22 protein-coding genes are annotated in these 23,004 nt (G+C 71.8%); 2 read left to right on the plus strand and 20 right to left on the minus strand.

Translation table 11 applies throughout. The features are described 5' to 3' along the window. Positions 1 to 40: 40 nt before the first annotated feature. The 13 genes from ACWDX7_RS18415 to proS all read right to left on the minus strand — a co-directional run bounded on the left by ACWDX7_RS18415 (position 41) and on the right by proS (position 9,595). Positions 41 to 349 carry a DUF2469 domain-containing protein gene (locus ACWDX7_RS18415; protein WP_005311352.1) on the minus strand — a complete coding sequence of 103 codons (309 nt, stop codon included), beginning with the start codon at positions 347 to 349 and terminating at the stop codon, positions 41 to 43. Between the two features lie 55 nt (positions 350 to 404). After that, positions 405 to 944: an NUDIX hydrolase gene (locus tag ACWDX7_RS18420; RefSeq protein ID WP_451489906.1), complete on the minus strand. Its 540-nt coding sequence runs from the start codon at positions 942 to 944 to the stop codon at positions 405 to 407. Then, complete coding sequence (gene lepB / locus ACWDX7_RS18425) at positions 934 to 1,707, minus strand: signal peptidase I (protein ID WP_451490039.1); 774 nt, start codon at positions 1,705 to 1,707, stop codon at positions 934 to 936. The genes ACWDX7_RS18420 and lepB (ACWDX7_RS18425) overlap by 11 nt, the downstream gene beginning before the upstream one ends. A gap of 46 nt (positions 1,708 to 1,753) precedes the next feature. Next, positions 1,754 to 2,650 carry a signal peptidase I gene (gene lepB, locus ACWDX7_RS18430; RefSeq protein WP_451490040.1) on the minus strand — a complete coding sequence of 299 codons (897 nt, stop codon included), beginning with the start codon at positions 2,648 to 2,650 and terminating at the stop codon, positions 1,754 to 1,756. A 111-nt stretch (positions 2,651 to 2,761) separates the two neighbouring features. Next, a complete protein-coding gene (gene lepB / locus ACWDX7_RS18435; RefSeq protein ID WP_451489907.1) occupies positions 2,762 to 3,625 on the minus strand; it encodes a signal peptidase I in 864 nt (287 codons plus the stop codon). Further along, positions 3,618 to 4,358, minus strand: a complete 741-nt coding sequence (gene lepB / locus ACWDX7_RS18440; protein ID WP_451489908.1) for a signal peptidase I — start codon at positions 4,356 to 4,358, stop codon at positions 3,618 to 3,620. The genes lepB (ACWDX7_RS18435) and lepB (ACWDX7_RS18440) overlap by 8 nt, the downstream gene beginning before the upstream one ends. A 44-nt stretch (positions 4,359 to 4,402) precedes the next feature. Then, positions 4,403 to 4,753, minus strand: a complete 351-nt coding sequence (rplS, locus tag ACWDX7_RS18445; RefSeq protein ID WP_451489909.1) for a 50S ribosomal protein L19 — start codon at positions 4,751 to 4,753, stop codon at positions 4,403 to 4,405. 132 nt (positions 4,754 to 4,885) lie between these two features. Further along, positions 4,886 to 5,707, minus strand: a complete 822-nt coding sequence (gene trmD, locus ACWDX7_RS18450) for a tRNA (guanosine(37)-N1)-methyltransferase TrmD (protein WP_451489910.1) — start codon at positions 5,705 to 5,707, stop codon at positions 4,886 to 4,888. After that, positions 5,707 to 6,279: a ribosome maturation factor RimM gene (gene rimM, locus ACWDX7_RS18455; RefSeq protein WP_451489911.1), complete on the minus strand. Its 573-nt coding sequence runs from the start codon at positions 6,277 to 6,279 to the stop codon at positions 5,707 to 5,709. The genes trmD and rimM overlap by 1 nt, the downstream gene beginning before the upstream one ends. Positions 6,280 to 6,408: 129 nt before the next feature. Further along, positions 6,409 to 6,648: an RNA-binding protein gene (locus ACWDX7_RS18460; RefSeq protein WP_330332869.1), complete on the minus strand. Its 240-nt coding sequence runs from the start codon at positions 6,646 to 6,648 to the stop codon at positions 6,409 to 6,411. 2 nt (positions 6,649 to 6,650) lie between these two features. Beyond that, the gene (rpsP, locus tag ACWDX7_RS18465; protein WP_451489912.1) at positions 6,651 to 7,088 is read right to left on the minus strand and encodes a 30S ribosomal protein S16; all 438 of its coding nucleotides are present in this window, start codon (positions 7,086 to 7,088) and stop codon (positions 6,651 to 6,653) included. A gap of 248 nt (positions 7,089 to 7,336) precedes the next feature. Then, positions 7,337 to 7,933 carry a hypothetical protein gene (locus ACWDX7_RS18470; protein ID WP_451489913.1) on the minus strand — a complete coding sequence of 199 codons (597 nt, stop codon included), beginning with the start codon at positions 7,931 to 7,933 and terminating at the stop codon, positions 7,337 to 7,339. A 249-nt stretch (positions 7,934 to 8,182) separates the two neighbouring features. Next, complete coding sequence (gene proS / locus ACWDX7_RS18475) at positions 8,183 to 9,595, minus strand: proline--tRNA ligase (RefSeq protein WP_451489914.1); 1,413 nt, start codon at positions 9,593 to 9,595, stop codon at positions 8,183 to 8,185. Positions 9,596 to 9,725: 130 nt separating this feature from the next. On the opposite strand from proS, the gene ACWDX7_RS18480 reads away from it, so the two are divergent. After that, positions 9,726 to 10,448 (plus strand): methyltransferase type 11, encoded by a 723-nt coding sequence (locus ACWDX7_RS18480; RefSeq protein ID WP_451489915.1) that lies wholly within the window; start codon positions 9,726 to 9,728, stop codon positions 10,446 to 10,448. 68 nt (positions 10,449 to 10,516) lie between these two features. Here ACWDX7_RS18480 and ftsH read toward each other — a convergent pair whose 3' ends face one another. The 6 genes from ftsH to nsdA all read right to left on the minus strand — a co-directional run bounded on the left by ftsH (position 10,517) and on the right by nsdA (position 20,408). Next, positions 10,517 to 12,346 (minus strand): ATP-dependent zinc metalloprotease FtsH, encoded by a 1,830-nt coding sequence (gene ftsH / locus ACWDX7_RS18485; RefSeq protein WP_451490041.1) that lies wholly within the window; start codon positions 12,344 to 12,346, stop codon positions 10,517 to 10,519. Positions 12,347 to 12,662: 316 nt separating this feature from the next. Then, positions 12,663 to 14,234: a signal recognition particle protein gene (ffh, locus tag ACWDX7_RS18490; protein WP_451489916.1), complete on the minus strand. Its 1,572-nt coding sequence runs from the start codon at positions 14,232 to 14,234 to the stop codon at positions 12,663 to 12,665. Positions 14,235 to 14,459: 225 nt separating this feature from the next. Further along, entirely contained in the window at positions 14,460 to 16,889 is a 2,430-nt protein-coding gene (locus ACWDX7_RS18495) for a [protein-PII] uridylyltransferase (RefSeq protein WP_451489917.1), read from the minus strand. Positions 16,890 to 16,918: 29 nt separating this feature from the next. Further along, positions 16,919 to 17,257 (minus strand): P-II family nitrogen regulator, encoded by a 339-nt coding sequence (locus tag ACWDX7_RS18500; RefSeq protein ID WP_451489918.1) that lies wholly within the window; start codon positions 17,255 to 17,257, stop codon positions 16,919 to 16,921. After that, a complete protein-coding gene (locus ACWDX7_RS18505) occupies positions 17,254 to 18,600 on the minus strand; it encodes an ammonium transporter (RefSeq protein ID WP_451489919.1) in 1,347 nt (448 codons plus the stop codon). Before ACWDX7_RS18505 ends, ACWDX7_RS18500 begins: the two co-directional genes overlap by 4 nt. A gap of 317 nt (positions 18,601 to 18,917) precedes the next feature. Next, a complete protein-coding gene (nsdA, locus tag ACWDX7_RS18510) occupies positions 18,918 to 20,408 on the minus strand; it encodes a transcriptional repressor NsdA (protein WP_451489920.1) in 1,491 nt (496 codons plus the stop codon). Between the two features lie 419 nt (positions 20,409 to 20,827). On the opposite strand from nsdA, the gene ACWDX7_RS18515 reads away from it, so the two are divergent. Next, positions 20,828 to 21,496, plus strand: coding sequence for a bifunctional DNA primase/polymerase (locus ACWDX7_RS18515; protein ID WP_451490042.1), 669 nt, complete (start codon positions 20,828 to 20,830; stop codon positions 21,494 to 21,496). 70 nt (positions 21,497 to 21,566) lie between these two features. Here the strand turns inward: ACWDX7_RS18515 and ftsY are convergent, their stop codons facing one another. Continuing rightward, positions 21,567 to 22,790, minus strand: a complete 1,224-nt coding sequence (ftsY, locus tag ACWDX7_RS18520) for a signal recognition particle-docking protein FtsY (protein WP_451489921.1) — start codon at positions 22,788 to 22,790, stop codon at positions 21,567 to 21,569. Between the last annotated feature and the right edge of the window lie 214 nt (positions 22,791 to 23,004).

Here is a 23,004-nt window from a genome sequence, read left to right on the forward strand (position 1 = left end):
GTTGTGGATAACCCAGTCACCCACACAGGGGACGGGCGGCTCAGCTCCCCGGCAGTTCGAGATCGCTCTTGTTGAGCTCCTCGATGTTCACGTCCTTGAACGTCAGCACCCGTACCTGCTTCACGAAGCGAGCCGGCCGGTACATGTCCCAGACCCACGCGTCGGCCATCGAGACCTCGAAGAAGACCTCCCCCTGGACGGAGTGCACCTGCATCTCGTAGTCGTTGGTGAGGTAGAAACGGCGTTCGGTCTCGATCACATACTTGAACAGCCCGACGACGTCGCGGTACTCCCGATAGAGCTTCAGCTCCATCTCGGTCTCGTACTTTTCGAGGTCCTCGGCACTCATGGCATGTTCCCCTTCAGCCGTGCGTCCCCCCATTGTGCGCCAGGCCCCCGCACCCCTAGACGATTTCCGGGGCCAGGACCACCGGCGCGCCCGGAGGACCGTCGTCGAGCAGCGTCCTCAGCAGCTCGGCGAGTCTGGTCGGGTACACCGTCTCACGGGCCGCGAGCAGTTCTTCGGAGGTCCACCACCTGGCTCCGGTGACGCTGCGCCGCTCCAGCTCCGTGAAGCCCCCCATCCGGGTCTCCGTCTGGGCGGTACGGGCCAGGAAGTACCACTCGTCCTGCTCCCAGCGCCGCCCGTCGAAGGGGAACGAGCAGTACCGGTGCCACAGCACCGGCCCCAGCTCGACCTCTGTGATCCCCGTCTCCTCCGCCAGTTCGCGCAGCGCGGCCTGCTCCCGGCTCTCGGCGCCCTCCAGGCCGCCGCCCGGGGTGAACCACCAGGCGTCCGCCGGATCCGCCGGCTCGAAGCCGTGCAGCAGCAGGATCCGGTCCGCGGGGTCCAGCAGGATCACCCGCGACACCTGCCGGACGGGCCCGGCGCCGCCGGCCGCGGCCGCCGCCGCGGCCGGGTCAGCGGCCGGGTCAGCGGCCACCGCCGCGCTCCCCGCGCCGTCCGCGCCCCAGAAGCCGTACGAGCGGCCCGTACGCGGCTCCCAGCACCACCAGGGCGGCCCCGACCGCCACCGCTCCCACCTGGAGCCGCAGCGGGCCGGGCATGGAGACCCCTCCCGGCAGGGCGGCGTAGGTGTGCGGCCGCTCCAGCATGGCCATCGAAGGCCACGCCACGGCGTCCACCCGGGCCCGGACGGCGGAGCGGTCCACGGTTCCCTGCCCGGCCTCCTGGAGATGCGCCCGGGAGTCCAGGGATGCGGCGCGGCTGTCGCCCAGCAGGAAGAGCTTGCCCTCGGGGACGGCCACCTCGAAGGGGGTCAGGGAGGCCGCTCCGGCCGCCGTGCCGGTCCCGTCGAGATACGGCTCGTCCAGTTCCCTGCCGTTCACCGTCAGGCGGCCGCCGGCGCCGCAGCAGGCGACGGTGTCGCCGCCGATCCCGACGACCCGCTTGACCATGGGCGCGTCGCTCCACATGGAATCAGTAAAGACGACCACGTCCCCGCGGCGCACGTCACCGCCGTCGATGCGCTGCGCCAGCACCCGGTCCCCGGGCCGGACCGTGGGCTCCATCGAGTCGGTCGGCACCGTGTAGGGCTGGTAGAGCACCGCCCCCCACACGAAGCCACCGACGAAGAGCGCAAAGCCGATGGCCACGGCCAGTCCCGACAGCACATTGCCGAGACCGCCGCGGCCATCCTCGCCACCACGCTTCGTACTCCTACCGCCTGCTTGTATTCCGCCCATGTGCAGCGCCCCCAGCACTCCGGAGATCGTCGACCTGGGCGGCACCCTACCCGGCGGTACTCCCGCGGGTCAGCCTGCGCCGGCGCCACAGGACGAGCGGCACCGCGCCCACGGACCCCAGCGCGGCCGGAGCGAGCCCGGCCGGCGCCAGCCCGGCGGCTCCGAGACCGAGCGCGGTCGCCGCGGCCTGGTTGCCGATGCCCGGCTGGTCGAAGGTGTCCGGGACGGGCAGCGTGGACCAGCGGGTGACGGGCCAGGCGACCACCACGGCCCGCCCGACGACCTTGTCGACCGGCACGAAGCCCAGGGTGGAGTCCTGCATGTGATAGCGGGAGTCCTGCGAGTTCTGCCGGTGGTCGCCCATCACCCAGATCTTGCCCTGGGGCACCTTGATCGGGCCGAAGGGGGCGTCGTCGCAGGCGCTGTTCCCGGGGTAGACATACGGCTCGTCCAGCGCCTTGCCGTTGACGACGACCGGTCCGCCCTTCTTGCACTCGACCGTGTCCCCGCCGATCGCGATGGTCCGCTTGATCAGGTCCTTCTCCTCGGCGGACGGCATCAGGCCGATCCAGCTGAGGGCCTTCTGCGCGAGATTCGGCTCCGGCGTCGGCTCGCCGTCCAGCCAGCCCGCGGGGTCGTGGAAGACCACGACCTCACCGCGCTCGGGCTCCGAGCCGAACCACGGGGTCAGCTTGTCCACCAGCACGCGGTCGCCACGCTGCAGGGTGTTCTGCATCGAGTCGGACGGGATCGAGAACGCCTGCACCAGGAAGGTCTTGATCAGCAGGGCCAGCAGCAGGGCGATACCGATGAGGAGCGGCAGCTCCTTCCAGAACGAGCGGTGCGGACGCGCCGCGGCACCCTCGCCCTCGGTCTCGCGCTCGACGGCACCGTCCGGCCGCTCCTCGCCCTCGTCGCGTCCGGATCGTGCGCCTACCGCCACATCCCCCACATCCACTCCTCACTCGCGATCGCCGCCCGCGCCGAACGGGCACGGGCCCTCCCCTCCCCTAACGAGCGGGAGTTCCCTAAGGCGCGGGAGACCCAGGACACACTATGCGAACGGCGCGCCCCCGCGGCGCCGACCGCGGCCGCGCCGCTCGCCGCGCGCCTCGTCGGGAACCATGAGGAAGGTCGCGGGCTGCTCTAGCCGGTGCCAGTGGCCGAAGGGCCAGGCGATCACCACGGCTTCCCCCACGACGTCCTTCTCGTCGATCGTGCCCTGGAACGCCTCGTCGAGGTGGTAGCGGGAATCGGCCGAATTCGCCCGGTGGTCACCCAGTACGAAGAGCCGTCCCACCGGCACCCGCACCTCGAAGCCGATCTCGGAGGGGACATTGCCGGCCTTCACGTACGGCTCATCGAGTGGCGCCCCGTTGACGCTGACCCGGCCCCTGCCGTCGCAGCACTTGACCGTGTCGCCGCCGACGGCCACGACCCGCTTGATCAGGTCCTGCTCGTCCGCCGAGGGCAGCAGGCCGATGAAGGTCATGGCCTGCTTGAGCTGCTTGACCCCGACCGGGTCCGGGGCGGGGCGGGGGGCGTCGTCTTTCAGCCAGCCGCCGGGGTCCTTGAAGACGACGACGTCGCCGCGCTCGACCTTGGAGCCGAACCACGGAGTCAGCTTGTCGACCAGCACCCGGTCGCCGATGCGCAGCGTCTGCTCCATCGAGCCCGACGGGATGAAGAAGGCCTGTACGAGGAAGGTCTTGAGGAGCAGGGCTATGCAGAGGGCCACGACCACCAGCAGCGGCAGCTCGCCCACCCGGCGGGTGCGGCGGCGGCGCCGTACGCGACGGGCCAGCCGCCGGCGCTGGGCCCGGCCGCCGCCGCCCTCCGGCGGCGCCACGTACTCCGGTTCCGGCTCGGGCTCGGGCTCGGGGTCGCGCCCGCCTCTCGGCCGCCCCCGGCTACCCATGCCCGCCCCAGCGCGAGAGCGGCCAGCCGATCCAGTCGGCCCGCCCGATCACCTTCTCCACCGGCACCATCCCCCCGCCCGGCTCGCCCAGGTGGTCCCGGGAGTCCCGGGACTGGGAACGATGGTCGCCCATGACCCACAGGGTGCCGAGGGGAACGACGATACGGAAGGGCACCTTGGAGGGCGCGTCACCGGGATACAGGTACGGCTCCTCCAGCGGGACGCCGTTGACCTCGACGCGGCCGGAGGCGTCGCAGCACACCACGTCGTCGCCGCCCACGCCCACGACCCGCTTCACGAAGTCGGTGTCGGACGGCTCCGCCAGCCCGATCGCCGAGGCGGCGCCGTGCAGGGCCGCGCCGATCGGATCGCCGCCGCCGGCCCGTTCGCGTACGAAGGAACCGGTGCCGTCGAAGACCACCAGGTCCCCGCGGCGCGGCTGGTCGCCGAAACGGTACGCCAGCTTGTTGACCAGGACCCGGTCCCCGACCCGCAATGTCGGCTCCATCGACCGGCTCGGGATCAGGAAGGGCTGGACGACGAAATTGCTGAGGAGCAGCAGGAAGACGGCGCAGACGGCCCCGAGCACTCCGGCCCGCCGCCAGGTCAGCCGCGCCTCGGCCGGCCGGTCGGCCGAGGGCCCGTCCGGCCCCGGAAACGCCGAACGCGGCCGCTCCTCCCCCTCGTCGGGGGAAGAGTGGCCGCGCTGCGGGTGAGGTGCTCCGGTGTCCATCGGGGGCGAGCCTATCCGGCCGCCCCCGGACCCCGGAGGGGACCTCACTTGTCGCGCTTCTCCTTGATCTTCGCGGCCTTGCCGCGGAGCTCACGGAGGTAGTACAGCTTCGCGCGGCGCACGTCACCGCGGGTGACGAGCTCGATCTTCTCGAAGATCGGGGAGTGCACCGGGAAGGTACGCTCCACGCCCACGCTGAAGGAGACCTTGCGAACGGTGAAGGTCTCGGAGACGCCGGAGCCCTGGCGACGGATGACGACGCCCTTGAACTGCTGGATACGGGAGCGGTTGCCCTCGATCACGCGGACGTGCACGTTGACGGTGTCACCGGGGCGGAAGGCCGGGACGTCCGTGCGGACGGTGGCGGCGTTAATGCCGTCGAGCAGGTGAGACATGTTCTTCGTCTGCTTTCTTCGCACGACGCCACAGGCCGCCGAGCGGGTTTTTGTAGAGAATTCGGGAGCCGTTCCACCCGCCGGGCGACGGTCCCCCTGTGGCAGGAGCGCTGGCGGGCGTACAGCAGCCGCCTATTCTTCCACGGCCTCGGGCCTGCGCCAAAATCGGCCGTCCCCGGACGGTTTCCAGCCCAGGGCGCCCAGGATCTCCCGGTCCTTCTTGTCGAAGGCGGCGGCCTCGCAGCGCTCGATCAGGTCGGGGCGGTTCAGGGCCGTGCGGCGGAAGGCCTCGTCGCGGCGCCAGCGGGCGATCTTCCCGTGGTGGCCGCTGAGCAGCACGTCGGGAATGCCCCGGCCGCGCCACTCGGGGGGCTTGGTGTAGACCGGCCCCTCCAGCAGGTTCGCCATCTCGCCGGGGGCGAAGGAGTCGTCGCGGTGGGACTCGGCGTTGCCGAGCACTCCGGGCAGCAGCCGGGCCACGGCCTCGGTGACGACGAGGACGGCGGCCTCGCCGCCCGCCAGCACGTAGTCGCCGATGGAGACCTCGTACACCGGTATCCGGGTGGCGTACTCCTCCACGACCCGGCGGTCGATGCCCTCGTACCGGGCCGGCGTGAAGATCAGCCACGGCCTCTCGGAGAGTTCGACGGCCAGTTCCTGGGTGAAGGGACGGCCGCTGGGCGTGGGGACGACCAGGACCGGCCCGTGCGCGCCCGACTCGTAGCCGTCGGCCAGCGCCGTGTCCAGCGCCTCGCCCCACGGCTCCGTCTTCATGACCATGCCGGGGCCGCCCCCGTACGGGGTGTCGTCGACCGTGTTGTGCCGGTCGTACGTCCAGTCCCGCAGGTCATGGACGTGTACGTCGAGCTGGCCCCGGGCGCGGGCCTTGCCGACGAGGGACACGTTCAGCGGCTCCAGGTACTCGGGGAAGATCGTGACGACGTCGAGACGCATCAGGATTCTTCCTCGGCAGCACGCGCTTCCGCCTCGGCGTCACGCGCCGACGCGACCTCCGCACGGTCGTCGATCAGTCCGGGCGGCGGCGTGATGACGCAGCGCTGCTCCAGCAGGTCGATCTCGGCGACGATCTCCTCCACGAAGGGGATCATCACCTCGGAGCCGTCCGGCCGCTCGACGATGAAGAGGTCCTGCGACGGCAGGTGGGAGATCTCGGTGATGCGGCCGACCCCGGTGCCGTCGGCGAGGACCACGTCCAGGTCCATCAACTGGTGGTCGTAGTACTCGTCGGACTCCGCCGGCATCTCCATCGGGTCCACGTCGGCGATGAGCAGGACGTTGCGCAGCGCCTCGGCGGCGGTGCGGTCCCTGACGCCCTCGAAGCGCAGCAGCAGCTTCCCGCTGTGCAGCCGGCCCGTCTCGATGGTCAGCGGTCCCGCCGACGCCGGTTCGGTCTTCAGGACGGCGCCGGGCCCGAGCCGCTGCTCGGGCTCGTCGGTCCGGACCTCGACCGTGACCTCACCCTTGATCCCGTGGGCGCGGCCGATCCGCGCGACTACCAGCTCCACTGTGTCTCCGTCGTGGTTGCTCAATCAATGGTTGCTCGTGCCCGAGGGCGAAAACGACTCGGGCCGGGGTGGGCAACCAGTGCCCTCCCCGGCCCGTGCCGGTGAATCACGCTTCTAGCGAGCCGGGTCTCAGCGGACCTGGTCCACGTCGACGAGGTCGACGCGGATCCCCCGGCCGCCGATGGCGCCCACGACGGTACGCAGAGCACGTGCGGTGCGGCCGTTGCGGCCGATCACCTTGCCGAGGTCGTCCGGGTGGACCCGGACTTCCAGCACCTGTCCGCGACGCAGGGTGCGCGAGGCGACCTGCACTTCGTCGGGGTTGTCCACAATGCCCTTCACGAGGTGCTCAAGAGCCTCCTCGAGCATGCTCAGGCCTCGGTCGACTCGGCGGTGGCCTCAGCCTCGTCCGCCTTCTTGTCGGCCTTCTTCGCCTTCTGGGTGATGGCCTCGCCCTTGGCGTCGCCACCCTCAAGGGTCTTGGCGAACTCGTCGAAGCTACGACGCTTGTCTTCCTTGGCCTCCGGCTGCAGCAGCGGCGCGGGGGCGGGGAGGCCCTTGTGGGCCTGCCAGTCACCGGTCAGCTTCAGGATGGCGAGCACGGCCTCGGTCGGCTGGGCGCCGACGGAGAGCCAGTACTGCGCACGCTCGGCGTTGACCTCGATGCGCGACGGGTTGTACGTCGGGTGGTACAGACCGATTTCCTCGATCGCACGACCGTCCCGGCGGGTGCGGGAGTCGGCGACGACGATGCGGTAGTGCGGCTGGCGAATCTTGCCGAGGCGCTTGAGCTTGATCTTGACTGCCACTGGAGTGGTGTCTCCTGAACTTGACGTGGTTGGGCACATGAGATGCCACGTGGGGTTGCGGTACTCGGATGCCCGATGGACGCGTCAGCCGGAGGAGAGAGGGGTCCTATGCGACTGTCGAGTACAGCTAGCCATTGTGCCATACGCCCGCGCCGCTGCCGAGCGGGGAGCCCCGTACCCGGGCGGTCCCGGCCGTGCCCCGCGGCTCGCCCCGCGGCGGCCTCGGGCGGGCCCGCCCGCGGAGCGCCTCAGGAGGCCACCGCGACGGCCGCCTCGGGAATGCGGAAGGGCTTCATACAGCTTCCGCACACGATCGGGGCCTGGGCCAGCACGGAGGGGACCACGCGTACGTTGCGCCCGCAGTCGCAGACCGCCTTGACGCGGACGCCGCCCCCGGAGGAGCCGTGGCGGGCGGCCGGCCCGCGGAAGCTGCGCTTGGTGTCGGCGGAGGTGGCGGCCGTGTGGGCCTTCAGGGCGCGGTGCAGCCGCTCCATCGTGGGGCGGTAGCGCTTCTTCGCCTCGGGGTTGAGGGTGACCAGCGAGAAGCCGCTGCTGGCATGCGGCTCTTCGGGGTGGTCCAGCCCCATCTCCTCGGCGATCGCGAGGAATCTGCGGTTGTGGTAGCGGCCCGCGCGCGAAGTGTCGCGGACTCCGCGGGCGGCGGCGATGCCGTGGACTGCCTCGTGCAGCAGTCGCTCGAAGGAGAGCTCGGCGCCGCAGGCGGACGAGGACTCTCCGATCAGGGACTCGGGCGCGGCAAGGTCAGGCAGCTCGGGGTGGTACCGCTGAATATCGGCCCACGCCTGCGCCAGCTCTGCGGCGAGAACAGGTGGTGTCGTGCTCACGTCGTGACAACGAGCCGGGGTGCCCCGGTGTTCCGATTCCGGGCCATTGCAAATTTTTTGCACGTACCAGTCAGTTCAGTCTCATGCGTCCCGACGAGGACGGGTGCGCAGATCTCCGCAGAAGTCGGTACGTAACGACGACTACGCCCCGGGGCGCGGCAGGGCCGCACGTCCGGGGCGTAGCGGATCGAACTGGTGTCGCTCACCCGGTCCTGTCATCCGGTCCTGTCATCCGGTCCGGTTACCGGACTAGTACGAGCGGGCGACGATCGCGAGGGTGCCAGGGGCGTCGTCCGACTCCGGAACCGACCCGTCCGCGGCGATCAGGCAGCGTACCGAGACGGCCTGCTCGGCCAGCTTCGCCTCGCCCTCCGGGCCGAGGTCCGCCCACGGGATCCGCGCCCAGCCGCCCGCGACGGCCGCCTCGGCAGCCTCCTCGATGGTGGAGACGTCGGAGGTACGGGCCTCCCGGCGCTCGCGGGACTCGCGCAGCAGCTGCGCCTGGTCCTCCTCCAGCACCTCGGGCAGCAGGTCGGCCAGCGCGTCGATCCGCACCGGCGTCTTGCCGCCCGGGATCCGGCGGGCCAGCATCGCGGTGCCGGCCTCCAGGTCGCGGGGGCCGATCTCGATGCGGACCGGTACGCCCTTGAGCTCCCAGTCCACGGCGCGGCGGCCGAAGGGGGTGTCGACGCGGTCGTCGACCTGGACGCGGATGCCGGCGGCCTTGAGCTGGGCGCCCAGCTCGCGGACCTTCGCGACGGCCTCGTCGCCCTTGATCGCCATGACGACGACCTGGACGTGCGCCAGGCGCGGCGGGACCCGCAGGCCGTTGTCGTCGCCGTGGGACATGATCAGGCCGCCGACCATGCGGGTCGAGACGCCCCACGAGGTCTGCCAGACGAGCTCCTGCTTGCCTTCCTTCGACAGGTACTGGGTGTTGAAGGCCTTGGCGAAGTTGGTGCCGAGCTCGTGGCTCGTCCCCAGCTGCAGCGCCTTGCCGTCCCCCATCATGCCTTCGAGGGTGAGGGTGTTGATGGCGCCGGCGAAGCGCTCCTTGGCGGTCTTGCGGCCGAGCACGACGTCGATGCCGAGCACGTTCGTCATGAAGTCGCCGTAGACGTCGCGGTGGATCCGGGCGGCGTAGTCGCGGGCCTCCTCGTACGTGGAGTGGGCCGTGTGGCCCTCCTGCCACAGGAACTCACTCGTACGGAGGAACACGCGCGGACGCATTTCCCAGCGGACCACATTCGCCCACTGGTTGATCAGCAGGGGCAGGTCACGGTAGCTCTGGACCCACTTGGAGAAGTAGTCGTTGATGATCGTCTCGGAGGTGGGCCGGACGACGACCGGCTCCTCCAGCTCCTTGCCGCCGCCGTGCGTGACGACCGCGAGCTCGGGGGCGAAGCCCTCGACGTGCTCGGCTTCCCTCGTCAGGTACGACTGGGGGATGAAAAGCGGGAAGTACGCGTTCTGGGCGCCCGCGTCCTTGATGCGCGCGTCCATCTCCTGCTGCATCCGCTCCCACAGGCCGTAGCCGTACGGCCGGATGACCATGGTGCCGCGCACCGGGCCGTTGTCGGCCAGCTCGGCCTTGTTGATCAGATCCTGGTACCAGCGGGGGAAATCCTCCGCCTGGGGGGTGAGAACGGGAGCCTTTGCCATGGCGCGAATGGTACGGCGCCGCGCACGCCGAGCGTGAATCGGGTGGCGCACTCCTCTGGACGCGGGGGCGAATGGGGAGTTCTCTGGCAACGGGGGCACGGGGGCGACAAGGAACAGGAGCGCTCTTTCGATGACACCGACGCCGATGGCCACGCTCGTCGCCCGCGACTGGGCGGAGATCCAGGAACGGATGCTGGTACCGCTGTACGAGGCGGTCTACGACCGGCTTGAGGTAGGGCCGGGAGACCGGTTGCTCGGCCTCGGCTGCGGGGCGGGACTGCCCCTGCTGCTGGCAGCCGGGCGGGGAGCCGTGGCCACGGGTGTGGAGGCGGATCCGCACCGCCGGGCCCTGGCCCGTGAACGGCTGCTGGAGGTGCTGGCGGATCCGCCCTCGCCGCCCTCCCCGTACGACGCCCTGCTGGCCTTCTCACCGGATCCGGCGGCCCTGGCCGCGGCCCTGCCGACGGTCCGGCGGGGCGGGGCCGTGGTGCTGGCCGACTGGGGCCCGGCGGAGCGGTGCACGGTGCCCGCGGTGCTGGGCGGCGGGCCCGCGCCCCGGGACCTGGACGCGGTGGTGGAGGGTGCGGGGCTGCGGCCGGAGGGCTCCGGGCGGGTGTTCTGCCCCTTCGGGTACGCGGATGTGGACAGCGCGGTGCGCGGGCTGCTGTCGACGGGGCTGTATCCCGTCGCGGGAACCGGCCCGGCGGGAGCGGGCCCGGGGGCGTCCGGCGGGACGGCCGATCCCGCGCTGGTGGAGAAGGAGCTGGCCGAGGCGCTTCACCCGTACGAGCGGGCCGACGGCGCCGTGTGGCTGCCGAACATCTTCCGCTACGTCATCGCCCGTTCGCAGTAACCGGCCGCGGCGGCTTCGCCGCCGCGCGCGCCCCCGGCGCCGTCCTCCTCACGGTCGGTCGGTGAGAGTCACTTGGTGAGGCGGGTGATGCCGGCGGCGGCGTAGGCGGCGGGCTCGTCCAGGGTCTCGTTGGCCATGAGGGCCTCCGCCAGGGCGTCGAGTTTCGGACGGTTCTCGCGCAGGAGCCGGCAGGCCTTCTCGTAGCACTCGTCGACGATCCGCCGCATCTCGTGGTCCACCGCGTCGAGGGTGGCCGGGGCGGCGGACAGGCCGTACGGGCTCTGGCCGTCGGAGGGGATCGCGGTGAGGCGGCCCACGCGCTCGCTCATGCCCCAGCGGCCGACCATCCCGCGGACGAGGTTGGTGACCTGTTCGAGGTCGTTCTCCGCGCCCGTGGTGATGACGTCGTAGACGATCTGCTCGGCCGCCATACCGCCCAGCGCTCCGATGATGCGGCCGCGGAGGTACTCCTCCGTGTACGCGTAGCGGTCCGCGTCCGGGGTCGAGAGGGTGACGCCGAGCGCACGGCCGCGGGGCACGATCGTGATCTTGCGGACGGGGTCGGCGCCCGGCTGGAGCATGCCCAGGAGGGCGTGACCGCTCTCGTGGTACGCCGTACGGCGGCGTTCGCCCTCCGGCATGACCAGCGACCTCTCCGCGCCCAGCTGAACCTTCTCCAGCGCGTCCGACAGGTCGGACTGGGTGACCTCCTCCTGCTGGCGTTTGACCGCCAGCAGCGCGGCCTCGTTGGCCAGGTTGGCGAGCTCCGCTCCCGTCATGCCGGGGGTCGTACGGGCCACCTGGGCCAGGTCGACGTCGCCCCCGAGCGGGATGTCGCGGGTGTGGATGCGCAGGATGGCCTCGCGCCCGCCCCGGTCGGGCGGGGAGACCTGCACGGTGCGGTCGAAGCGGCCGGGCCGGGTGAGGGCGGGGTCCAGGACGGCCGCCCGGTTGGTCGCCGCCAGGACGACCACGCCCTCCGACCCGGAGAAGCCGTCCATCTCGGTGAGGATCTGGTTCAGGGTCTGTTCGCGTTCGTCGTGGCCGCCCATGGCCGCGCCACCGCCGCGTACCCGTCCGATGGTGTCGATCTCGTCGATGAAGATGATCGAGGGAGCCACCTTGCGCGCCTCGGTGAACAGCTCGCGCACCCGGGAGGCGCCGACGCCGACGATCATCTCGATGAACTCGGATGCGGAGGCCGAGAAGAACGGCACTCCGGCCTCGCCCGCGACCGCCCGTGCGAGCAGGGTCTTGCCGGTGCCGGGCGGGCCGGCCAAGAGCACGCCGCCGGGCATGCGGGCGCCCATCCGCCGGTAGGCCTGCGGGTTCTTGAGGAAGTCGACCACGTCGTTGAGCTCCCCCGCGACCTCGTCGATGCCCGCGACGTCCTCGAAGGTCGTGCGCTTGGCGCCTTCCAGCTCCACCGGCTTGGGCGGCGCCTTGCGGCCCAGCGCGCCCATGCCGCCCCCCATCGCCCCGCCCATCCGGCGGGCGATGAAGACCCACAGGAGGACCAGCAGGAGCATCGGGGCGAGGGAGAGGAGCAGATTGGCCAGGAAGCTGCGCTGTTCGACCACCGGGGAGGCCGTCACGTTCACGTTCTGCCGGGTGAGGTCGGCCCACAGGTCGTCGTCGGCGAAGGCGGGGCGCTGGGTGACGAATTTGGTGTATTCGCCCTTGCCGCCGTCGGGCACCGGCTGTTCGGCCTTGAGCTGGCCCTGGATGGCGTCGCCCTTGGAGTAGATCTTGGAGACGTTGCCGTTGGCGACCTGCCTGCTGAATTCGGTGTACGAGATGGTCGGCTCGTCGCCGTCGTTGAAGAACGACAGCACCACGTTGGTCACCAGGTAGACGAGCAGGGCGGCGAGGATCAGCCCCCTCCAGCCGCCGGGCATCCCCTTCTTGGGGGCGGGTGTGGGCGGTGCGCCCTCCGAACGCCAGGGGGTATCGGCCCGGTCTCGGGGCGGTACGGGAGCGGGGCTGGGCACGGGCGCCTCCTTCGGCCATTCTCCCGGCCGACCATAAGGGATGAATGGGGCACCCGCCCCGGCAGAAACGCGGGAGCCCCGGCCGTGGGAACACGGCCGGGGCTCCTCTCGCGCAGCTGCGTGCGCGCTCCTGCGTCAAGAACCTCGCGTCGGGAACTTCTTCCCCGCTTCAGGAACTTCTCCGCACTTACTTCAGGACCTGCTTCATGACTTACTTCATGACTTACTTCATAAACTTCTTGAACTCGTCCGGAAGGTCGAAGTCCTGGCCGGGCTGACCGGCCGCCGGAAGGCCGAAGGGGCTGCCACCGGCCGCGGGCTCGATCGCCTGCGGGCCCTGCTCCCGGCGCAGAGCGGCCGCGGCCTCCTCTTCCCGGCGCTTCATCGGGTTGCCGCTCTTGCGCTTGCCCTTGGCCTGCTTGACCTGCTTCTTCTGCCGGCCCGGGCCGCCACCCATGCCCGGGATGCCCGGCATCCCGGGCATGCCGCCGCCCTGGGCCATGCGGGACATCATCTTGCGGGCGTCGAAGAAGCGCTCGACCAGCGACTTGACGGCGCTGACCTCGGTGCCGGAACCCTTGGCGATACGGGCACGGCGGGAGCCGTTGATGATCGTCGGGTCGTGGCGCTCGGCCGGGGTCATCGACTTGATGATCGCGGCGGTGCGGTCGACGTCGCGTTCGTCGATGTTGTTGATCTGGTCCTTGATCTGGCCCATGCCCGGCAGCATGCCGAGCAGCTTAGAGATGGAGCCCATCTTGCGGACCTGCTCCATCTGGGCCAGGAAGTCGTCGAGCGTGAACTCCTTGGGCCCCTTCGCCAGCTTGGCCGCCATCTTCTCGGCTTCGGCCTGGCTGAAGGTCTTCTCGGCCTGCTCGATGAGGGTGAGCATGTCACCCATGTCGAGGATCCGGCCCGCCATGCGGTCCGGGTGGAAGGCGTCGAACTCGTCCAGCTTCTCGCCGTTCGAGGCGAACATGATCTGCTTGCCGGTGACGTGCGCGATGGAGAGCGCGGCGCCGCCCCGGGCGTCGCCGTCGAGCTTGGAGAGCACCACGCCGTCGAAGCCCACACCGTCGCGGAATGCCTCGGCGGTGTTGACCGCGTCCTGGCCGATCATCGCGTCGACGACGAAGAGGATCTCGTCGGGGCTGACCGCGTCGCGGATGTCCGCGGCCTGCTGCATCAGCTCGGCGTCGATGCCGAGGCGGCCGGCGGTGTCCACGATGACCACGTCGTACTGCTTGGTGCGCGCGTACTCGATGGAGTCCTTGGCGACCTGGACCGGGTCGCCGACGCCGTTGCCGGGCTGGGGCGCGTAGACCGCGACGCCCGCGCGGTCGGCGACGACGGAGAGCTGGTTGACGGCGTTGGGGCGCTGGAGGTCGCACGCCACGAGGAGCGGGGCGTGGCCCTGCCCCTTGAGCCAGAGGCCGAGCTTGCCGGCGAGGGTGGTCTTACCGGCGCCCTGGAGACCGGCCAGCATGATCACGGTGGGGGCGGTCTTGGCGTAGCGCAGCCGCCGGGTCTCGCCGCCGAGGATGGTCACGAGCTCGTCGTTGACGATCTTCAGGACCTGCTGGCCGGGGTTCAGCGCCTTGCTGACCTCCTCGCCGCGGGCCCTCTCCTTGACGTTCGCGATGAAGGAGCGGACGACGGGGAGGGCGACGTCGGCCTCAAGGAGAGCGATACGGATTTCCCGGGCCGCCGCGTCGATGTCCTGCTCGCTGAGGCGCCCCTTGCCACGGAGGCCCTTGAAAGTATTCGCCAGGCGGTCGGAGAGAGTATCGAACACGGCGCTCGTTGGTCCTTGGGGTCGGGGGCGGTGGGTCGCCCTCCAGAGTATCCGGCCCGGCAAACGAATCGACCTCGCCCGCCGGATCCGGCGGGCGAGGTCACGTCCCCGCATGTGTGGGGAGCAGGCCTTGCCGATCTTCAGGACGTGTTGTCCCGGCGGATCATCCCCGCAGCAGCGGGGACCATGACGTGCTCAACGTCGATCTCGGGTGGATGGTTCCGCTCAGGCCAGGGCCGATGCCACGGACCCGGCCAGGGCGGCCGCCGCCCGGCCGTCCAGCGGTTTGCCGTCCAGGGTGGTCACGTACAGGGTGTCCACCGCGTTGGCGCCGAGCGTCGAGACGTGCGCGCTGCGCACCCGTACCCCCGCCGCCTCCAGTGCCCGTCCGATCCGGTGCAGCAGCCCGACCGCGTCGGGGGCGCGGACCTCCAGGACCGTGGCCAGGGGGGAGACGTCCGGGACGACTGTCACCTGGGGCGGCGGCGGGACCACCCCGCGCCGACTCGGGTACGCCGCCTCCCGGTCCGCGAGCTTCGCCGGGATGTCGAGCGAGCCGTCCAGCGCGCGGACCAGGTCGGTCCGCAGCCGGGCCCCCTGCGGCAGTGAGCCGTACTGCGCCGCCACCCGCCAGCGCAGGACCAGGACCTCGCCCAGCCGGTCCGGAAGCTCCATGGAGCGCAGGTCGGCCGCGCGGACGGTGAGGCGGTGCAGGGCCAGTACGCCGGCCACCGCGGGCAGGACCCCGGGCTGGTCGGGGACCGCGACGACGAGCTCCACGCCGACCGCGTCGTCCTCCTCCTCGCGGGCGTGCAGCGCCAGCACCGGTTCCCCGGTGCGCAGCGCCTCCACCGCCAGGCGCTCCTGTTCCGTCGTGGGGATGTCCGGTTCGGTCGCCGCCGGGGCCGCCCCGCGCAGGACGGCGGCGACCCGCGCGACCAGGTCCGCGACCAGGGATCCGCGCCAGGTGCTCCACGCCGCCGGTCCGGTGGCCAGGGCGTCGGCCTCGGTCAGGGCGTGCAGGATCTCCAGGGTGCCGGGGGATCCGACCGCCCGGGCGACCGATTCCACCGTGGCGGGGTCGTCCAGGTCGCGCCGGGTCGCGGTGTCGATCAGCAGGAGGTGGTGGCGTACGAGCACGGCCAGCACGGCGGCGTCCTCGGCGTCGAAGCCGACCCGTACGGCCACGTCGCGCGCGATGGTTTCGCCCGCGACCGAGTGGTCGCCGGGCCAGCCCTTGCCGATGTCGTGCAGGAGGGCCGCCATCAGCAGCAGGTCGGGGCGGCCGACCCGGCGGGTGAGGGCCGAGGCCCGGACGGCCGTCTCGATCAGGTGCCGGTCCACCGTCCAGGTGTGCACGGGGTTGCGCTGGGGGCGGCACCGCACCCGCTCCCAGTCGGGCAGCAGCCGGGTGATCAGGCCTTCCGCCTCCAGCGCCTCCCACACGGCCACCGTCGGCTCCCCCGCGCCGAGCAGCGTCAGCAGCTGCTCCCGCGCCTGCGCCGGCCAGGGCACCGGCAGCGGTTTCGACTGGGCGGCGAGCCTGCGTACGGCGTGCAGCGATGCGGGAAGACCCGCCTGGGCGGCGGCGGCCGCGAACCGCAGCGTCAGCACCGGGTCCCGGTCCGGGCGCGCGGCCAGGGCCAGTACCGCCTCGCCGTCGGACTCCACGACCCCCTCGGCCAGCGGCGCCCGGGGGGCCGCCGCGGCGCCGCGGGTCCCGAGCAGGCCGCGCAGCCGCGGCCGGGACGAACGGGCCCGCAGCACGCGCCCGACCTCCCGCCAGGTCACGTCACCGGCGTACGCGACCACCCGCGCGGCCTCGTACACCTCGCGCAGCAGCGCGTCGGCGTCCAGCAGCCCGAGCCGCGCCGCGACCTGGTCCTGTTCCTGGAGGGAGAGCCGGTCGGTGGCCCGGCCGGTCACCAGGTGCAGGGCGTCCCGGGCGTCCAGGAGCCGCCGCCGGGCTTCGGCAAGGCCTTCGCGCGGGGCGTCGGCCAGCCAGGACGCCGCCACCGCCCGCAGCGCGGTGACGTCCCGCAGTCCGCCGCGGGACTCCTTCAGGTCGGGTTCGAGCAGGAAGCGCAGCTCCCCGGCGCGCTCGGCCCGTTCACGGCACAGGGAGTGCAGCTGCGGGAGCCGTTTGGGCGCCTGGTTGCGCCAGTCGGCCAGGACGGAGGTCCGCAGGCCGGCGAGGAGTCCGGCGTCGCCCGCGACGGACCGGGCGTCCAGCAGTCCGAGGTGCGCCTTGAGGTCCTCGGCGGCGGTCTTGCGGGCCTCGCCGGGGGTCCGTACCGAGTGGTCGAGGGCGACGCCCAGGTCCCACACCGGGTACCAGATCCGGTCGGCCAGTGCGCTGAGCGCCCGCGGTTCGGCCTTGCCGTCGTGCAGCAGGACCAGGTCGAGGTCGCTGCGGGGGGAGAGTTCGGCCCGCCCGTAGCCGCCGACGGCCACGAGGGTGACGCCCCGTACGCCGGTTTCCCGTACGGCGGTCGTGAACAGCGAGTTCAGCCAGTCGTCGGTCAGCCCGGCCAGAGCGGAACGCCGCGACGGCCCGGACCGCGACTCCTCCTGGAGGAGTCGCAGCCGGGCCGCGGCGTAACCGCTGGGTCCCGAGTCGGCCGTGTGGTCCGTGGTCTCTTCGACGCTCGTCACCCAGAAGCTCCCGTGGTTGAGGACCGGTCCTACAGTGCGTCAGCGCCGCGCTCGCCGGTGCGGACCCGGATGACCGAGTCCACGGGGACGCTCCACACCTTGCCGTCACCGATCTTGCCGGTCTTGGCGGCTTCCACGACGACCCGCATCACGTCCTCGGCGTCGGCGTCGTCGACGACCACCTCGATACGGATCTTCGGCACCAGGTCCACCGTGTATTCGGCGCCGCGGTAGACCTCGGTGTGGCCGCGCTGGCGGCCGTAGCCGCTGGCCTCGGAGACGGTGAGGCCCTGGACCCCGAAGCTGTGCAGTGCCTCTTTGATCTCGTCCAGCCGGTGCGGCTTCACGATCGCGGTGATGAGCTTCATGCGTCTACCTTCTTGCTCGCGGCGGCAACGGGGGTCGGTACGGCGGTGCTCCGCGAGGTGGAGCCGCCGCCCGCTCCGCTGAAGTCGTAGGCGGTCTCGGCGTGCTCGACCTGGTCGATGCCCGAGACCTCGACGTCCTCGCTGACCCGCATCCCGATCGTCCTGTCGAGGAGGAAGGCGAGCAGCGCGGACGCCACGAGAGAGTAGGCCAGGACGGAGAAGACCCCGACCGCCTGCTTGCCGAGCTGCTCCAGGCCGCCGCCGTAGAAGAGGCCGGCCACGTCGGACTGGACGCCGCCGGTGGCGAAGAGACCGACGAGGAGGGAGCCGGCGATACCGCCGACGAGGTGGACGCCGACCACGTCGAGGGAGTCGTCGAAGCCGAACTTGTACTTCAGGCCCACCGCCATGGCGCACAGCACACCGGCGATGGCGCCGACGGCGATCGCGCCCAGCGGGCTGACCGCGCCGCCGGCGGGGGTGATGGCGACGAGACCGGCGACCGCGCCGGAGGCGGCGCCGAGGGTGGTGAAGGAGCCGTGGCGCAGCTTCTCGTACGCCAGCCAGGCGAGCATCGCGGCGGCGGTGGCGACCTGGGTGTTGAGGAACATGACGGCGCCGACGCCGTCGTCGTTGCCGAGCCAGGAGCCCGCGTTGAAGCCGAACCAGCCGAACCAGAGGAGACCGGCGCCGAGCATCACGAGCGGGAGGCTGTGCGGGCGCATCGGGTCCTTCTTGAAGCCGACGCGCTTGCCGATGACCAGGATCACGCCGAGGGCGGCGGCGCCGGCGTTGATGTGGACGGCGGTGCCGCCCGCGAAGTCGATGACGCCGAGCTCGAAGAGCCAGCCGCCGGCGCCCCACACCCAGTGGGCGACGGGGAAGTAGACGACGGTGACCCACAGGGCGGTGAACAGGGCCCAGGCGCTGAACTTGACGCGGTCGGCCAGGGCGCCGCTGATCAGGGCGGGGGTGATGACGGCGAACATCAGCTGGAAGACGGCGAAGACGTACACCGGGATGGTGTAGCCGTCCCACAGCTCGGTGATGCCGATGCCGCTGAGGCCCACGTAGTCGGAGGACCACCCGATGAGGCCGCCGGAGTCGGCGCCGAAGGCGAGGCTGAAGCCGTAGAGCACCCACAGGATCGTGACGATCCCGAGGCTGATGAAGCTCATCATCAGCATGTTGAGGCTGCTCTTGACGCGGACCATGCCCCCGTAGAAGAAGGCGAGCCCCGGGGTCATCAGCATGACCAGGGCGGAGCAGATGAGCATGAACCCGGTGTTCGCGGCAGACAGCGTCGGGGCGTCTGCCGCGAGGGTCGTGATGGCTGATGCCATCGGCGTCTCCTCGTCGTCGGTACGTTCGCGTGCGGGCGATCGTGAAAACCTGAGCGGCGTTAAGGGGGTCCGGCCGGGGTGGGGAGCCGGTCGGGACTGGCCGGTTATTGGCCTTGAGATTCGCGCAGGCCGGTTTCCGGCGGCGCCGCTGGGTGTTTCGGGCCCGTGACGAAGAGGTCGGGCGTGTTACGCCTCCATGAACGGGGGCCGGAAGAAGCCCGGCCGCGGCGGTACCCGGACGGCCTGGCTGGGGGAGCCTGATCGGGCTTCGGGGTGACTGCCGCGGCCGGGGGCCTCGGGAACGGCCGCCCGGGCCGTCAGACGGCCTCGGCGGCTTCGGGGAGCCGGGAGGCGAGGTGGTCGGTCAGCCGCACCACGTCGGCGACGTCGCCGTATTCACGGGCGGCGCTGTCGACGGTCTTGCGCAGCCGGGTGTTGACCCTTTCGGACCGCACCTTTCCCGCCACGTCGAGGGCCCGGCCGACGAGCACGGCGGCCTGCTCGGGCTCGCGCTGGAGCAGGTGGACGGTGGCCATGCCGATGAGGTTGAGGGCGTAGGAGCGCTGGTGCTCCTCGTCCTTCTCGAAGAGTTCGACGGCCCGCTCCATGAGGGGTTCGGCAAGGGAGGCGTACGTGGGGCTGCGCCCGGCGACGTAGGCCAGATCGCGGTACGAGTGGGAGTTCTCGCCGTTCAGTTCCGCCTCGGAGAAGAAGCGGATCCAGTCCGGTTCGGGCTCGCCCCCGAAGCCCACGTCGCCGAACGCGTCCTCGGCCATCCGCACGGCCCGCTTGCAGCGGCTGGGCTGCCCCATGTTGGCGTAGGCGCGGGCCTCCATCGCATACAGCATGGCCTGGGTGCGCGGGCCGGCGCAGTCGCGGCTGCCGTACTGCGCGAGGTGGACCAGTTCCAGGGCGTCCTCGGGGCGGCCCAGGTGGATCATCTGGCGGCTCATGCTGGAGAGGATGTACGAGCCGAGGGCCTTGTCGCCGCCTTCCTTGGCGGCGTGCAGGGCGAGTACGAAGTACTTCTGGGCGGTGGGGTGCATGCCGATGTCGTAGCTCATCCAGCCGGCCAGTTCGGCGAGCTCGGCGGCGACCTTGAAGAGCCGCTTGGCGACCGGCGCCGGGTGGTTCTCCTGGAGCAGGTCGGTGACCTCGTGCAGCTGGCCCACGACGGCCTTGCGGCGCAGACCGCCCCCGCACTGGGCGTCCCACTGGCGGAACATGACCGTCGTGGCGTCGAGCAGGTCCAGTTCCGGTTCGGAGAGCCGGGGCGGGCGGTGGCCGCCCAGGCGGCCCGCCGGCCCCGCCTCCCGCGGTCCCGGGTCGGCGGCCGGGGCCGGGACGAGCCAGCGCTGCATCGGCTCGATGAGGGCGGGGCCGGCGGCGAGGGCGAGCGAGGTCCCGAGGAAGCCGCGGCGGGCCAGCATCAGGTCGCTGCGGGAGAACTCGCCGAGCAGCTCGACGGTCTGCGGGCCGGCCCACGGCAGGTCGACGCCGGAGACGGAGGGTGTCTGGTGCGCGGTGCGCAGGCCCAGCTGCTCGATGGCGACGACGGAGCCGAAGCGCTCGGAGAACAGCTCGGAGAGGATGCGCGGGACGGGCTCGCGCGGCTGTTCGCCGTCGAGCCAGCGGCGGACCCGGGAGGTGTCCGTACTGATGTGGTGGGCGCCCATCTGGCGGGCTCGGCGGTTGACCTGGCGGGCGAGTTCGCCCTTGGACCAGCCGCTGCGGACGAACCACGAGGTCAGCTGGACATTCCGGTCGACGGATTCGTCATTCGTTCCGCTTGCGCCGCTGCCGCTCACTGGAACGCCCCCATCCGCTCAGCCTCTTCCTCACGAAACCCTGGCTGGTGCGGCGAGCGCCGCCTCGGACCTTCACAAGTCCTCCACGCATTGCCTCCGGCATACCCACGGACGGGTCTGCCTTCGGGGTTCGTGCACCGAAAGTAATCCTACGATCACCCCTCCGGCGAGGCCGTTCCCGGAATCGCCACCATTCGCCACCCCTTCGAATGAACCCGCCACCCCGTCAGGCGCGATTCACTTGACAGCGAGCCGAAAAGGATCGGTTGCACGGAAGTGCGTGCGGGGCGTGCGCGGCGAGGAGTGCGCCGGGCAGCCGCGAGCGGCAACCCCGCGCGGCAGCCGGCGCCAGGTCCGACAGCCGGTCTCGCCGACGTCGTAACCAGCGGCACGTCGGACCCGTTGGAGGGGGCATGGGCATGGGCTTCACGATCGGCGGCAGCCGCGGCACCAGGGAGTTCCGTTCCGGCACCCGGCGCCGCGGCCGGACCACGGAGTGCACGGCGGTGGCGGAGTACACCGGACTGTGGGGCTGGGACGTGGTCCCCGGAGCCCGCGCCGGGGGGCCCGCCCGCGACTGCTCCTGCGGGGACGCGCGGTGCGGCGCCCCCGGAGCGCACCCCCTGGCCTTCGCCCCCACGGTCCCGGCCGGAGCCACCCTCGACGAGGCCACGGCGACGTGGGGCGAGTACCCGGGCGCCGCGGTCCTGCTCGTCGCGGGCCGTGCCTTCGACGTCATCGAGGTCTCCGAGGAGGCCGGGCGGCGCGCGCTCGTCCGGCTGGAGCGGATGGGCCTGCCGCTCGGGCCGGTCATCGTGACCCCGGACGGCCGGGCCCAGTTCTTCGTGGCGCCCGGAGCGGCGGCCGAGCTGCCGCGGCTGCTCTACCGGATGGGCTGGGACGACGCCGACCTCGACCTGCGGGCCCTCGGCCAGGGCGCCTTCGTGACCGCCCCGCCGTCCGACCGGGCCGGGCTCGGCCCGGTCAGCTGGCTGCGCTCGCCCGCGCTCGACTGCGAGGGGGGCCCGCCGCAGGCACGGCTGCTGCTGGGCACCCTCGCCTACCTCTGCCACCGCTTCCGCGGATAGGCCCCGCCCACGCCGGTGCCCCCGGGTTCCGGACGGAACGCGGGGGCACAGGCCTGCGTACGGACGCGGTTCAGTCGCCGATCAGCGCGTCCACGAACGCCTCCGGCTCGAAGGGAGCCAGGTCGTCCGGGCCCTCTCCGAGTCCGATGAGCTTGACCGGGACGCCCAGCTCCCGCTGGACGGCGACGACGATGCCGCCCTTGGCGGTGCCGTCCAGCTTGGTCAGCACGATGCCGGTGATGTCCACGACCTCGGCGAAGACGCGGGCCTGGGTCAGGCCGTTCTGCCCGGTGGTGGCGTCGAGGACCAGCAGGATCTCGTCCAGCGGGCCGTGCTTCTCCACGACCCGCTTGACCTTGCCGAGCTCGTCCATGAGCCCGGTCTTCGTGTGCAGGCGGCCGGCCGTGTCGATGAGCACCACGTCGGCGCCCTCGGCGATGCCCTCCTTGACCGCGTCGTAGGCGATCGAGGCCGGGTCGCCGCCCTCGGGGCCGCGTACGGTGCGGGCGCCGACCCGCTCGCCCCAGGTCTGGAGCTGGTCGGCGGCCGCGGCGCGGAAGGTGTCCGCCGCGCCGAGGACCACGCTGCGGCCGTCCGCGACGAGCACGCGGGCCAGCTTGCCGGTGGTGGTCGTCTTGCCGGTGCCGTTGACGCCGACGACCATCACGACGGCCGGGGTGTCGACGCCGCTCTCGGTCTTCACCGCGCGGTCGAAGTCGGTGCCCAGCAGGGTCAGCAGCTCCTCCTTCAGGAGGGCGCGCAGGTCCGCCGGGGTGCGGGTGCCGAGCACCTTGACCCGCTCGCGGAGCCGGTCGACGAGCTCCTGGGTGGGCACGACGCCGACGTCGGCGATGAGGAGGGTCTCCTCGATCTCCTCCCAGGTGTCCTCGTCGAGGTGCTCGCGGGACAGCAGCGTGAGCAGTCCCTTGCCGAGCGAGTTCTGCGACCGGGCGAGGCGGGCGCGCAGCCGGACCAGGCGGCCGGCGGTGGGCTCGGGGATCTCGATCGCGGGCGCGGGCGGAGCCTCGACGACCGGGTCCTCGACCGCGACCGGGGAGTCGAGGGCGGTCTCCGCGTCGGGGAGGTCGACCTCCTCGATGGTGCGGCGCGGCTCTTCCGCCGTCGGTGCGGCGTCCTCGCCCACCTGGGGTTCGGCGGGCGGGGCAGTGATGGTCGGCGTGCTCGACGGTGCCGAGGGCGGCAGCTGCTTCTTCTTGCGGCTGCCGACCACGAGCCCGCTGATCGCACCGACCGCGACCAGGGCGATGACTACGGCAAGGATGAGGATTTCCATAACAGAGCCAGTATGCGCGACCTCGTGGACGACCCCCCGCTTCCCGGGCGGGGGTGTCCGCAGCCACTGACCGGGCGGGCGCCCGCCCGGCTGCGCCCCCCGGTCTGTCCCCCGGTCTGCCCCTCGGCTGCGCCCCCACCCGTATTCCCAGCTGCGCCCCGGCTGCCCCCACCGCCCGTGGCCGCCGCCCGGCTGCCCCTCGGCGGCCATCCCC

This window comes from Streptomyces sp. NPDC003034 (assembly GCF_053591375.1).